Annotated in this window: 4 protein-coding genes; 3 read left to right on the top strand and 1 reads right to left on the bottom strand. The window is 63.7% G+C overall.

The genetic code is table 11. The annotated features are described in order from the left end of the window. The first annotated feature begins 101 nt into the window (after positions 1-101). Positions 102-1,088, top strand: coding sequence for a Gfo/Idh/MocA family protein (locus GSH16_RS14570; RefSeq protein WP_160856339.1), 987 nt, complete (start codon positions 102-104; stop codon positions 1,086-1,088). On the opposite strand, the gene GSH16_RS14565 is transcribed toward GSH16_RS14570, so the two are convergent. Further along, positions 1,070-1,996, bottom strand: coding sequence for a LysR family transcriptional regulator (locus GSH16_RS14565; RefSeq protein WP_160856338.1), 927 nt, complete (start codon positions 1,994-1,996; stop codon positions 1,070-1,072). The two genes, GSH16_RS14570 and GSH16_RS14565, sit on opposite strands and share 19 nt — an antisense overlap. Before the next feature lie 181 nt (positions 1,997-2,177). Between GSH16_RS14565 and GSH16_RS14560 the strand changes: the two genes are divergently transcribed. Next, entirely contained in the window at positions 2,178-2,645 is a 468-nt protein-coding gene (locus GSH16_RS14560; RefSeq protein WP_160856337.1) for an SRPBCC family protein, read from the top strand. A gap of 129 nt (positions 2,646-2,774) precedes the next feature. Then, positions 2,775-15,245: an Ig-like domain-containing protein gene (locus GSH16_RS15945; RefSeq protein ID WP_160856336.1), complete on the top strand. Its 12,471-nt coding sequence runs from the start codon at positions 2,775-2,777 to the stop codon at positions 15,243-15,245. Positions 15,246-15,295: the final 50 nt, after the last annotated feature.

Below are 15,295 nucleotides of genomic sequence, written 5' to 3'. Positions count from 1 at the left end.
TGACTATCCGGTCGAAAAATGTCCGCCACGCTTTGACCTTGGCGCCGAAGGGTGATCTGTTCCGGCGCAGGACCAACAGAGATCGAACGGGAGGAGAGGCCATGTTTCGCTGGGGAATCATGTCGACAGCCAAGATCGGGCGCGAGCATCTGATGCCGGCCATTGCCGGATCGGAGAACGGCACGATCGCAGCGGTGGCGAGCCGCGATGCGGCCAAGGCCGCTGCGCTCGCAGAAACCTTCTCGGCGCCGCACAGTTTCGGCTCCTACGAGGAGATGCTCGCCTCCGACGTGATCGACGGGGTCTATATCCCGCTGCCGACCTCGCAGCATGTGGAATGGACGATCAAGGCGGCGGATGCAGGCAAGCATGTGCTGTGCGAGAAGCCCATTTCCACCCATGCGAGCCAGATCGACAGCCTGATCGCGGCGCGCGACCGCAACGGGGTGCTCGTCTCCGAGGCTTTCATGGTGACCTACCACCCGCAATGGACCAAGGTGCGCGACCTGATCGCGGCCGGCGCCATTGGCGAGTTGCGCCATGTGCAGGGTGCCTTCACCTATTTCAACAGGGATGCGGGCAACATGCGCAACATCCCCGAGCTTGGCGGCGGCGCGCTTCTCGATATCGGTGTCTATCCTACCGTCACCATGCGCTTTTGCACCGGCGCGGAGCCGACCCGCGTGCAGGCGACCGTGCGCCGCGACCCGACCTTCGGCACGGATGTCTATTCCTCGATCAAGGCCGATTGCGGCGGGTTCGAGACGAGCTTCTACCTGTCCACCCAGATGGCGCAGCGGCAGGAGATGGTCTTCCACGGCGAAACAGGTGTCATCCGCGTTCAGGCGCCCTTCAATACCGGCATTTATGATCACGCGATGGTGCATCTGGAAAACCAGGATCACAGCGGCGCGCAAACCTTCCGGTTCAACGGTGCGGAACATTACCGGCTGGAGGTGGAGGCGTTTGCCCGCGCGGCGCAGGGCAGCGCCGACCCGGTCTTCACGCTGGAAAACTCGAAACTCAACCAGAAGGTCATCGACGCGATCCTGCGCGCCGGCGAGCATGATCACTGGGAAGAGGTCTGATCCGGGGGCCCGCCCGTCCCGTTGCTCCAGAACTCCCGCCGCGCGCGGATGCGCTCTGCGATGAAATCGGTGCACAGCCGGATGCGTGCAGTCTTGCGCAGGTCATGGTGCAGCAGCAGCCACATGGATCGGTCCGGGATCGGATCGATCCCGGCGACCCGCACCAGTCCGGGCTGAAGGTCACCGAAGAAACAGGGCAGGACCGTCAGGCCAGCACCGGCAGCAGCAAGCGCCGCCTGTCCGCTCGGGTCATTGACACGGTGGCGCAATTCCGCGTTTGGGAAAGGTGAGCGGCGCACCCAGTCGCAACTCCGCTCCCCCTCCGGCTCGTTCCAGCCGATCCAGTGCAAGCCGCCACCACGTCCCGACCGCGCAGCCAAGGCGGCATAGGACGGCGCGGCATAGACCGCCTTGCTATATTGCAAGAGCCGCCGCCCGACCACATCGTCGGTCACCTCATGGGCAATGCGCAGTGACAGGTCGGCCTCCCGTCGGCCAAGATCGGACACGGCGTAGCTCAGCTGGATCACCAGATCGATTTCGGGATGCTGCCGCCCGAAGGCCGCCAGATCGTCCATCAGCGGCGTGACCGCCATCGCGGGCGGCATGGAGAGCCGCACCGGACCGGACGGCACCGCATCGCGGCCCGCGACGGAACGGTGGAGCGCGGCCATCTCCTCCTCCACCCGCTCGGCATGGGGCAGAAGATCCTCCCCCAGTTGCGTCAGCGTCGCGCCGGCGCGGCTGCGGTCGAAGAGCCGCGCGCCCATGGCGTCCTCCAGCGCTGCGATCCGGCGCGACAGGGTGGCGTGGGTGGCACCCTCCGCCTCCGCTCCGCCGCGCAGTGTGCCGGCGCGCGCGACGGCCAGAAAATAACGCAGATCGTTCCAGTCCATGCTGCCGAGCATAGTGCGAATCCGTGGCTTTCAATGGTTCAATTTCGGACCACTGTAGCCCAATATTTGGGATTTCGCCGCAACTTCAATCCAGCGATCGTCTGTCAGGCAGCCATCTTACGCAGCGTCAACCACAGCGTCCGGGCGCGTATGATCCGACGCCCGACAGCCCGAACCCGAAAGGAAATATCCCATGGCCACCATCACTGTTTCGCGCATCGTCAACGCTCCTGTCGCCGAGGTCTGGCGCAGTTGGGACGATTTCGGAACCATCGATCTGTTCAACCCGCATCTGAGCCGGTCCTTCTTGCTGGACGAGGGCGCGGCGACCGGCCTAGGCGCCAAACGGCAATGCGACCTGAAGGACGGCAAGAACTATATCCGGGAGGAAATCACCGCCTACGTGCCTGAAAGAGTGATGGAAATCGACATCTATGACGGGACGATGCCGCTCCGCTCGGCGGTGGCACGGATCGAGTTCGAGCCGCTCGGCCCGAACCGGACGGAGGTGCAGTTCACAATGCGCTTCACACCCAAATTCGGCGCAATAGGCCGGATGATGGTGCCGTTGATGAAGCGGCAGTTCTCCAAGATGCTGGGCGACCTGCTCGACGGCAATGCGGGCTATATCGAAGGCGAGCTCGTCGACGCTGCCAACTGAACGGCAACGCTCACGAAAGATTTCAGCCGCAGCCACGGCCATTCCCGATTGTGACTCGCTTTCACGTCCATTTCTCGTCACCTTTTAAGCGTAAAGGTTGTGACCTGGTGGGACTTTCGGAGATTTGCCGTGGCTGACACGATCGTGCAGACGACGCTCGGGCTGACTGACACCGCCCTTGCCGACCGTTTCGATACATTGCTGGCAGAGGCCAAGAGCGGCGCCCGTGTGGACGGAATCGTTCTTGCCGATCCGGCCGGCTTCGACAGGGTGGCCCTGCCGTCGGGCACCGAGATCCTTGCCGTCTGGTCGAGCGGTGGCGACCTTGTGCTGGAACTTGCCAACGGCCAATTCCTCGTTCTGCTTGACGGGATGCTGCTGGAGTTCGGCGTCCAGCTGGGCGCTGCAGTGATCCCTGTCGACGTCCTGCGCGCCAATGCCGTTCCGATGGAGGATTACGACACCCCGCGTGAGGGCGACATGCCCGACCTCGCGGATTTCCTCTCCGAAGGCTCAGTGTCTCCCGCCGGCTCCGGTCCGCAGCTCATCGTGCGCGATCTCGACCCGCTTTTCGGCCTGCCGATCAACCCGCTCCTGCCGCCGACCGAACTGATCTTCCCCAAGAAAGAGGAAGAGAACGAATTCGCCGGCGGGCTCGGCCTGCCCGATGTCGGGATCACGCTCGATGGCGACGTCATCCTGCGGGAAACCGATGCCGATCTGGTCTGGGATGTATCCGCTTTCTTCACCGTGACACCCGGCAATGCCGATCAGGGTGAGGTGATCGAGACGATCAGCCTGAAGGTCGAGGGTCTGCCCTTCGGCACCACGTCGAGCGCCGGCACGCTGACCGACGCGGGCAACGGCACGCTGACCTTCCAGTTCACCGGCAGCCCGGCCGCCTTCGAGGCGCTGACCGTCACCTTCCCGACCGACTTCTCCACCGTCAGCCGGATCGACTTCACCCCCGGCGACCTGATGGGCCAGATCACGGCCACCTCCAACTTCGGGCCCGGGCCGGTGCTCGACTTCCCCGTGCGGGTCAATTTCGAGGGCGATGTGGCGATCACCGGCGACGGGATCGTGTCCGAGGCCGAAACCGATGCGCCGATCCCCTTCAAACCGGTCGATCACCTGCTGCCGACGCCCACCGACATTGACGGATCGGAGGTCCTGACCGAGATCATCTTCCGTATCCGCGGCCTGCCCGCGGGCACGCTTGTCGATGATGGCAGCGGTCCGCAGCCCGTGTCGGGCGATTACACCTTCACCGGCACGCTGGCGGATTATTCGGCATTGGAATTCATCCTGCCCGCCGATTTCTCGACCGAGAACCCGGCCACCACGATCACCGGCTCCATTCTGGCCCGCACCAACGAGAACGGCTTTGTCACCCGGCCCTTTACGGTGGAGATTTCGGCCACGCCCGACATCGATATCGACCCGCCCGCCGACAAGGTCGCGGACGAGGATGGCGACGGGGTGGACGGCGCCGGCGTGACCGTCGACCTGATGCTGTCGATCACCATCGACGATGCCGACGGGTCGGAGGACAATGCCACCGTAGAGATCCGGTTCGACACGATCCCGCCGACGCCTCTGTTCAACGGCGGCACCTATGATCCGTCCACTGGCATCTGGACCGGCACGGTTGCGGAAGCCAACGCGCTGACCGTGCTCTTCCCGGGCGATTTTTCCGGTGTCGTGCAGGCGGCGATCACCGTCACCACGCCCGAGGGGCAGGCGACCGAATCCCAGACCATCACGATCAACCCGGTGCAGGATATCGACTTCACCGTCGCCGAGATCGTGGCGGCTGAGACAGACGCCTATGTCACGGTCACGCCTGCCTCCGAATGGCAGGTCTCGATCTCCGATTTCGATCCGGCCCTCCCGCGGGAGGTCCTGACCAGCATCACGCTCACACTCGACGGTCTTCCGCCCGGCGTGCTCGTCAACGGGGTGGCCGCCGGCACCTACAGCTATGATCCGGCCGCGGGCGGCAGTTTCAGCTTCACAGGGACCGAGGCCGAGTATCAGGCGCTGCAACTCTCCTTCCCGCCCGACTTCTCGACCGAAAGCCCGAACCCGACGCCCGGCGTGATCTCGGGGCAACTGTCCGCCACGTCGAACGAGGGCAGCAACGGTCCGGTTCCGGTCACATTGCGGATCACGCCCGAAGGCGACGTGCGGATCGATGCGCCTGTGCTCGCGCCGATTCAGGAAACCGACGCGCCGATCGACCTGCGGCCGGCCGATGTGCTGGTGCCGGTTGTCACGGATGTGGACGGATCGGAATCGCTCGCCGAACTGGTGCTGACGATCACCGGTCTGCCCGGCGACGGGAGCTTTACGCCTGAACCACCCACCATGTCGGATCCGTCTGGCGTCTCAGGCATTCCGCTGAGCAACATCGCCTTCAACTTGGAAACCGACGGATCAGCGACGCTGACAATTACGATCACCAGCGCCGATGGTGATGTGCTTGCGCTCTACAATGGCATTACGATCACCCTGCCCGCCGATTTCTCGACCGCCAACCGGTCGGATCTGGATACGGGCTTCACCAAGCCGCTCCAGTTCACGCTTGACGTGCAGACGGATGAGGATCAGGACCCGACAAGCGACACGGCTGTCGATGGCACCGCGACCCAGACCCGCACTGTCGATATCGCTTTCGAGGAGGATATCGAGCTTTCCGCACCGGCGCTGGTAGAGGCCAAAGAGGATAATGGCGGCCCGACCGAGGAGCCCGTGACCGTCGATCTGGGCATCGATATCGCGATCACCGATGCGGACGGATCGGAAGCCGAAGCCGGGCCCGAGCCCTTTTTCAATGCGGTCGTGACCGTGACATTCACAGACCTGCCGGCCGGCTCCTCGGTCAACGGAGGCAAGTTGACGGGCATGGTCTGGACCGGGACGGTGGCAGAGGCGGAAGCCCTGACCCTGACCGTGCCACCCAACTATTCGGGAAGCATCCCGGCGCTCATCAGCGTGACCACGCCCGAGGGCGAGAAACATACCAACCAGCAGATCCTGATCACGCCGACCCCCGATATCGACATTTCCGGCATTGTCGTCACCCAGGAGACGGACGCGCCGGTCGAAGTGCTCCTGTCCAATTTCATCTCCGTCGTGATCGACGACCCCGACGAGGTCATCACCAACCTGACCTTCACCCTGCCCGGCCTGCCGCCGGGCACACAGGCGGTAGATGGCGCCGGCAATCCGGTCGGCTCCATCGTCGGCGGCACCTTCACCTTCAATTTCACCGCCGGCGGGACCGATCCCGATCCGCGCGATGTGCGGCTCATCTTCCCGACCGACTATTCGACCGAGAACCCGCAGCAGACACTGGAAGCGACGCTCTCGGTCACGACCAATCAGGGCGGTCCGGTCAGCGGACAGATCCCCTTTACCATCGATTTCGAGGGTGATGCAGACGTGCAGGGGCCGGGTGTCATCGATCTTGTGGAAACCGATGCGCCGCTCACCTTCCGCCCGATGGACGCGCTCATGCCGGTCGCCACCGATCAGGACGGGTCGGAGAGCGTGGTGCAGGTGCTGGTCATCATCGACCAGCTGCCACCCGGCGCCGAGGTGTCAGAGGATGGCGGCGCAACCTTCGCGCCGCTCAATGGCAGCCTCGGCTGGATCGGGACACCGGCGGAATATGCGCAGCTGATCGTGCGCGTGCCCGGCGATTTCTCGACCGAGAATTTCCCCTTCGACCTGAGCGGCACGGTCATCGGCTACACCGATGAGGGTGGCACGGCGAGCGGCGATTTCACCGTCAATATCGCAGCCACACATGATATCGAACTGACTGTTCAGGACGTGTTTGGCACCGAGGATCAGGACGGGCCGGACGGATCGGGGGCGACCATCGACCTGATGATCGACGCGGGCGTCACCGACGTCGACGGGTCGGAGGACAGCGCGACCGTCGAAGTGGAGTTCACCAACCTGCCGGCCGGCTCCAGCGTCAATGTCGGCACGCTGTCAGGCAGCGTCTGGACCGGCACGCTGGCAGAAGCCAACGCACTCGCGTTGAAGGTGCCGGGCGATTTCACCGGCACGATCCCGGCGAAAGTGACCGTCACCTCGCCCGAAGGCATGGTGATGGACAATTTCGACATTCTCGTCGATGCGGATGAGGATATCGACTTCACCATCGCCCCGCTGACAGGGGCGGAGACGGACGCGCCCGTGACGCTCACCCCGTCGGATGCGTTTCAGGTCTCGGTCTCCGACGCGGACGGGTCGGAAGTGCTGCAATCGATCACGCTCGACCTCTCTCCGCTTCCGCCCGGCGTCACGGTCGGCACGAGCGGCGGCACCGTCACCTACAATGCGGCCACCGGCGGGGCCTTCAGCTTCACCGGTACGCCGGCGGAGTATCAGGCGCTCACCCTGACCTTCCCCACCGACTTTTCCACCGTCAGCCCGCCGGTGCCGATCACAGGCACCATTTCCGCCATCTCGAACGAAGGCACCGACAGTTTCACACCCGTGGAGGTGATCATCACGGCCGAAGGTGATGCGGAACTTGTCACCGGCACGCCTGCGGCGCTGACCGAGACCGATGCGCCGATCTCCATCGCACCCGCCGACTATCTGTCGGCCAACCCGACCGATGCGGACGGGTCGGAGAGCCTCGACCGGATCATTCTGATCGTCGACGGTCTGCCGCAAGGCTTTGACGCGACCGGACTGACCGGCCTGCCCGCCGGCGTCACGCCGGTCTTTGCCGCCGGCACCAATGGCAGTGTGCGGATGACGCTGACGCTCGATGCGGCGACCGTGGGCGATGTGTCCGCGGCCTATCAGGGGCTCGGGATCACCCTGCCCGCTGACTTTTCCACCCAGAGCCGGTCCGACCTCGACACCGGGTCGAGCCTGCCGATCCGGCTCGATTTCCTGGCCGACACGGACGAGGATCAGGACCCGGCCACCGACCGGCCCGATGACGGGACGGTGCGCGGCACCGCGGAGATCACCATCGGAGCCGAAGGCGACCTGAGCGTGACGGCCACAGATATCGTGCTCACTGAGAATGACGCACCGGGCGACACGGACGAGGACAGCACCAGCCAGGCGCCGCTGCAGTTCCTGCTCACCGATGCGGTCGCCGCGAGCGCCACGGATGCCGACGGATCGGAAGTGATCGCGGCGGTGGATGTGACGCTGACCGGTTTGCCGGACGGAACCCGGATTTCGCTCGACAATGGCGCGACCTTCACCACCGTGACCGGCGGCACCTATGACGGGCTGGCCCTGTCGGGGACCGAGTTTGCGGGCTTCATCGTCCGATTCCCCGACGACTTCTCCACGGACAATCCCGGCAGCACGATAAGCGGCACCGTGACCATCGCCACCAACGAGGCGCTGCTCGCGGGCGAGGTCGACAGCGGCCCGACGGACGGGATCGAGACGGTCGGCTTCACGGTCACGGTCAATTCCGAACTGGATGTAGAGATCACCGCCGCCGACATCACGGTGATCGAAGATCTGGGCGTGGACATTCCGCTCAACCTCGACGCGCAGGTCACGGACATTGACGGGTCGGAGAATATCACCGGAATTTCCGTCCTGTTCGAGAACCTGCCCACCGGCCAGACGAGTTTCACCGACGGGACGGTCCTGACCGGCCCGACCGCGACCTGGACCGGCGATCTGGCGGGGCTGCAAGGCCTGACGATTGCAAGCTTCCCGACCCATTTTTCCGGCATCATCACGGCGACCGTGACCGTCACGACCGACGAGGGCAATCCCGCCGGTCAGTCGGAGACCTTCCTGATCAATGTCACGCCGGTGGCCGAACCCACGATCGACCTGAGTGTTGATCCGGGCGATCCCGGTGTCACGGAAGTGGCGACCGACAATTTCTCGGTCAAGGAAGACACAAGCTTCCTGCTGCTGATCGATGCCTTCACACCCGATCAGGACGGCTCCGAACAGCTGACCCAGATCGTGATCGAGAACGTGCCGGCCGGATGGTTGACCGTTGACGGCAGCGGCAATGTCGACCTCTCGCAATTCGAGAGCGGCGGCGGCGATGTGGCATCGGCGGTCCAGTCCGGCACGACACTGACCATCACGCTCAACGCGGGCGTCACCGATTTCGACGGCGGGCTGCGCATGGTGCCGCTGCCCGACGATGACCGCGACGTGGAGACGATCGTGGGCGCGGACATGGTGGCCACCGTCACATCCGTCGACATGGCGGCCGGCCTGCCGAGCGACACGGCCACGGCCACGGATGGCACGGATGTGGATGTCGATGCGGTGGTCGATGACCTGACGCTCTCCACCTCCAACAAATCCGGCAACGAGAATGTCAACGGCAACCGCGTCCGCCCTATCGGGATCGACGATATCGCGTTGCAGGACACGGACGGGTCGGAACTGTTCGAGAAGATCTCGCTCACCTTCACGGTGGCGACGGCGAGCACCAATTACGACATCACCGATCCGGCGCAGTTTCTGCTGCGGGTCAATGGCGGGGCTTCGGCCGTCGTCATCACCCAGACCGGCACGAGCGGCAATTCGATTTCCTATGACATCACCCCTGCTCCGGGCGCGAGCTTTCAGGATTTCTCCGACGAGGTGAAACTGCTGCAAGTGCGCTTCCCGCAACATTTCAGCGGCGTGACGACGGTAGAGGGCACGGCAAGCTGGTTCGAGACCCAGACCGGCGATGCCGAAGCCGATCTGACCGACAACCGCCAGACCCAGGATTTCACCACCACGATCACGATCCGCCCGATCGCCGAGGCCGAACTCGACAGTGCGGTTTTCGTGACGAATACCGATTTCACCGATGGTGATCCGGACAGCATTTCCGGCGTCGCGCGCAACCAGAACCTGACAGTAGCGGAAATCCTGACGCTGGTGGAAAGCACGCTCGACGGATCCGGACCGGGCGCGACGGAAGTGTTCGTCGGCTTCGATGCGGCCACTCCCGACCTTGACGGGTCGGAGCAACTGACAGACGTGACGATCGAGAATATTCCGACCGACTGGATCGCCCTCAACGGCACCCAGCTTGATCCGGCGAGCCTGTTCACCGCGGACGGGCTGTCGGCCATTGATCCGACGGAACTGGCGAAGATCGACAGCGCCACCTATGACAGCGGCACCGGCACGCTGACGATCAGCTTCGTGCCCGGCACGACGAGCTTCAGCGCCGCGCTCAAGCTGACGCCGACACCCTATGAGGATTTCGATGTCGACCGCGCGGCCGGCGATCCGTTCACGCCGGTCGGGACATTCTTCGGCAACGATCTGACGGTCACGGCCAACGTCTCGGACACCAACACCGCTCAGACGGTCACCGCTGCGGCCGGGCTGACCTTCGACGTGGATGTCGATCCGATCAACAATTTCGCGACGATCCCCGCGACCTTCATGGACACGGAAGAGAATGTCGACAATGCGGGAGGCATTTTCCAGATCCCGATCATCCCTGTGTTGCCAGATACGGATGGTTCGGAAACCGTCAAATCGATCGTCCTGCGCGAGGTGCCGGACACGCTGACGGTCTACATCACCGATCCAGACAATCCGACCGGCCCCAAAATCCCCGCGCTCCTGACGGATGTGAACACTCCCCCGGGCTTTAACAGCTGGAGTCTGGAAAATGATGAATGGCTCGACGCCGAATTCCGGGGCGTGCCGCTACATTATTCCGGCTCGATCGATGTGCTGATTGAAGTTGTTACGGTGGAGGCCGATGGCGGCAAGACACGAGTCACACAACTGCCCACAAGTTTCGTGATCAAGCCGAGCGCCGATGGTGGCGACCCGTCCGAGACAATCAACGACTGCGAAGACGAGTTCATCAAGGTCGATATTGACGGGAACATCATCGACAATTCGACCAACTCGCCCGGCTCGCCTGAGCTGATCCGCGACGGCGTGATCATTTCCAATATCACGCCGGACAGTTTCGGACGCGAACCGACATTCTGGATCGACCAGGTCGGCAACGGCGACCCGAACGATTTTGTCGAAGTCCGCGTCGTGAACGGAATCCTGGAACGGGATCTGGCGGCTGGAGAATTGTCGCGGCTCTACGTCAAGCCGGGACAGGACAGCAACGAGACCGTTACGTTCAACGTAATCCTTGAATATTACGAGCAAAATGACCCGACGGAGTTCAAACTTGGTCAGGGCACGATCACGCTCAACGTGAAGGGCGTGGCCGACACACCCATTGTCGACGGGCAGGATCCGGATCCGGACAATAATCCGGGCGGGATCGACAAGGCCGATATCGACGATGTGTTCCTTGCCGGCGATCCGTCGAACGCGGACCGCGTCTACGGCTATGGCGGGTTCGACGACAATCCGTTCAAGCTTGAAAAAGTGTTCCGCGACATCATCATCGATACAGGCCAGTTCATCCAGAACAACGAACCGGCCAACCTGCGCGACGCCACCCTGCTCTCCGGCCGGATGACAGAGATCACCTTCGGCGGGCCGGACAGTTTCGACGGGTCGGAAACGCTCTACTTCCTGATCGACGGGCTGGTCGGCAAGGATGGCACGCCTGGCGGCATCTCATTCGCCGGTGTCACGCCGGTGGACCAGACGGGAACATCAGTGCTGGTCACAGCCAACCAGCTCGACAACATCATCTTCGTGCCTGAAGATGTTGGCAATGAGGTGACCTATTACGACCTGACGCTCTATGCGATCGTCATAGAGGATGACGAAACCCTGCCAACCCTTGGCGGCGGCTCCACACAGGATGCGATCGACAATATCGACGCCCTGAAGGGCGGGGCGACGGCGCAGCTCGACTTCACCATCGTCGTCGCACCGGGCCTTGATGGCGGCGGAGGCGGCTGTACGCCGGATCAGGAACTGCCGCTTCCGGTAATCGAACTGGTCGGCAGCGGTGACGAAGACACCGACATCAGCCTGCAGTTCAAGATCACCCCGAACCCGCCCTTCTGGAGCGGGATTGAAGATCTGTGGAACCTGCCCAACGGCGTGCTCGGCGATTTCGGGCTCGGCATCGAACTGCCGCCGGGCTCCAGCCTGTCTTCCAACCCGCCAGGCGCGGTGATTTTCGACCCGGTCACCGGCACCTATGTCATCGATTTCGAGAAGCTCGGCGTCGATCCGACCGACCCCACCATGACGGCGGGCAGCATCATCTTCACACCGCCGGAACACCAGTCAAGTCCGGTCAACCCGTTCGATCCCAGCGAAACATTCGGCCCCGACGATCCTTATGACAATCTGAACTCTCTGGAATACCAGACGGTTCTGGACAATTTCACCTGCGGAACCAGTACGCAGGGCACCGGGTCGTTCCAGTTGATCATCAATCCTGTGGTCGACGGGCCGAGCGTGACCATAGACAACAGCATCGATTTCATCGAGGACACGGACACAACTGGATTCGTGACAATCGCCGGTATCGATCCCGGCGAGCGCCTCGTCGGCGATATCATTGTGACGATCCCGAGCGGCTCGATCCTGCTCGACGGAGGCGGCGCGCAGATCCCGCCGACATCCGATGATGGCACGACCGTCACCTACACGCTGACACAGGCTCAGGCCGAAGGGGCCACATTCCGCCCGCCGCTCCATTTCAGCGGCGACCTGACCTTCACCGTCACCGCCACATCGGAGGATATTGACGGGTCGACCAAGAGCAACACGGCGACCGAGACGATCTATGTCATTCCGGTCGCGGATGTGCCCTTCTTCAACTATCTCGACGGGATCATCGACCCCGAGACCGGCCAGCCCTTCGTCGACACGACAGGCGCCAAACCGGTCATCACGGCAATCGAGGACGTGCCGTTCACCCTGTCGAGCGTGCTGAACGCCGACAGTCCGGACATGGACGGGTCGGAGGTCGTCACCTACGTGCTCTCGGGCGTGCCGGACTATCTGACGGTCACATCCACGACCGGCGTGCGGACGGGGATCGTCGACAATGGCGATGGCAGTTGGACGATTTCGCAAGATGCCTGGTCGCGGGTGCAACTGGTGCTGCGCGACCCGCATGCGCGCACGCCCGATCCGCTGATCACCGAACTGAACGGCGTCGATTCCATCCCGCTCATGCTGACCATCAACACGCTGGAGCGCGCCAATTCGGACACGAATCAGGGATCGACCATGTTCGATTTCCGCGTGCGACCGGACGCAGACGTGCCGACCGTGACCGCCTCCATCGCCCCGACGACCGGGGTGGAGGACCAACCCGCGCCCTATGTGCTCACCCTGTCGGGCACGACGCCCGATCCGCACGAGACCATCGCCTTCCAGATCACCGGCCTGCCGGATGGCGGCACGCTGACGGTGGGCGGCGTCTCCATCCCGATCTCTGGCGGCGTTGCGATCATCGACGGCGCGAATGTCCAGCAGACGAGCACACCGGGCATGTCGCCCAATGCCTGGGAACCGGCGGGCACGGTGGAATTCGTGCCGCCGGGCGATTTTGGCAATGACGTGACGTTCGAGGTCACGGCGATCACCACCGACACAAGCCCGCTCTTCACGGACACAGAGACCTCGACGCCCGTCGACCTCGATCTGTCGATCACACCGGCGCCGGACCTGATCCTCGATATCACCGATCCTGATATCGTGCTGGATGAGACCGACGCGGTCGTCAGCTACACGCCCGCGCCCAATTTTGCGATCACGGTCACGGATGTGGACGGGTCCGAGGTAGTCGACCAGGTGACCTACACCCTGTCCGGCCTGCCCGCGAACATGGGATGGGACGCATCGGGCGGCGGCACGGTCGATTTCACAGGCGGCACGCTGACCTTCACCGGCAGCGAGGCCGAGTTCGCCGCATTCGCGCTGGAATTCCCGGCCGATTACTCAACAGCCGGCGCGCCCACCCTTACCGGGTCGCTCAACGTGACCACCAACGAGGGCGGCGACGAGACCGAGAATTTCACCATCGCGATCAACGCGGAGGGCGATGTCGACAGCGTCACGCCGACCGATCCGGTCACGTTGACGGAAACCGATGCGGCGCTGAGCTACAGCCCGTCTGCGGATATCTCGGCAACGGTCACGGATGCTGACGGGTCGGAAGTGATCAAAAGCGTCACCTACACGCTGTCGGGCGTGCCCGCCGGCACCAGTTTTACCCCCGCCGGCGCACCGGTGACCATCACCGGCGGCGTGCTGACCTTCACCGGCAGCCAGACGGATTTCGACGCGCTAGAGATCATCTTCCCCGCTGATTTCGCCACCAACGGCACGCCGATTACCGGCACGGTGGAGGTGACCAGCAACGAAGGCGGCAGCGCCAATAACAGCTTCGCACTGGAAATTGACGGGGAGTTGGACCTGTCGGTCACGGTCACACCTGCCGACACGGTCCAGACCGGCGGCCCGATCACCATCGATCTGGGCATCGATGCGATGGTCACGGACAGTCAGGCCACGCCGTCGGAATGGCTCGAGGAGGTGGTGATCGACTTCACCGCTCCGCTCGCGGCCGGAATCACGCCATCGGCGGGCACGCTCAACGGCGCGCGCAACCAGTTGACCCTGACCCGCGGCGCGACCTCGCCGGCCGATTTCGCAGCGCTGGTCGCAGCCCTTTCGCTGCTCGCGCCCGGCACATTTGCGGGCACGATCGACGGAACGGTCACGGTGACCACGAACCACGGAACGGATGGTGGCACCGCGATCAGCGTCTCGGTCAACGACCAGCCTGTGGTGAGCGGCCCGGTCTCGCTGACCGGCGAAGGCGCGCTCTTCTCGATTCCGGTGGCCGATTTCCTGGCCAATGCGAGCGACCCGGACGGGCTTGCAGGCATCGCCAACATCGTGGCCAGCGATCCGGACGTGACCGCGACGGTCAATGGCTTGCAGGTGGAATTCACGGCGGCCAACGGCTTCACCGGCCCTGTCACGCTGACCTATGACGTGCTCGACAATGGCAGCCCGCAAGCGAGCACCTCGACCACCGCCGATCTCGATATCGGCAATGCGATCTTCCTGACCTCGACGGGCACGACCTTCACCGATCCGCTGGGCGGAACCTATGACCTGCTCGATGATGCGACCGGTTCGGCCGGCGTGCGCGACAAGGCGTTCGGCAGCGGCGCGGACGAGGCCGTGGTCTATGCCGCGGGCACGCGCGACTATGCGGAGATCGAGGAGTTCGCCCTGCTCGGCGGCGACGATTTCGTCGACCTGACAGGGTCCTCGACCGGTGTGACTGTCGATGGCGGGTCGGGCAATGACTGGCTGATCGGATCGGATGGCAATGATGTGCTGATCGGAGGGCTCGGCGCCGACCGGCTGGAGGGCGGTTTGGGCACCGACCGGTTCGACCTCGGCCCGACACTCGACGTGACGGACATCATCAGCGATTATGAGGTGGGTGAGATCGTCGACCTGTCCGGTTTCCTGCAACTGACCGGGACCGAAGGGATCAACGATCGCGCCGATTTTGACGATACGACCGGCGACCTGAGCGTCACCGTCGGCGGGTCCACTTCGGTCGCGGCCAACCTCAATCTGGGCGGCGGCGGGTTCCCTGCTGACGTCACCGTTCTGTTCGAGAATGCCGCCGGCGCACAGGAGACGGCCGTGATCTGATCTGCGGCCTCTCCACCGCATGAACCGGACGCACGTCCGGACAACCAACG

The organism is Oceanomicrobium pacificus (assembly GCF_009833495.1).
Lineage (GTDB): Bacteria > Pseudomonadota > Alphaproteobacteria > Rhodobacterales > Rhodobacteraceae > Oceanomicrobium > Oceanomicrobium pacificus.
Note: the sequence above shows the minus strand (reverse complement) of the source record. Positions and strands in the feature narration are given on the sequence as shown.

Bases quoted from the DNA above. Each gene is read 5' to 3' on its own strand.
- GSH16_RS14570 (WP_160856339.1), top strand. From the start codon at position 102: ATGTTTCGCTGGGGAATCATGTCGACAGCCAAGATCGGGCGCGAGCAT.
- GSH16_RS14565 (WP_160856338.1), bottom strand. From the start codon at position 1,996: ATGCTCGGCAGCATGGACTGGAACGATCTGCGTTATTTTCTGGCCGTC.
- GSH16_RS14560 (WP_160856337.1), top strand. From the start codon at position 2,178: ATGGCCACCATCACTGTTTCGCGCATCGTCAACGCTCCTGTCGCCGAG.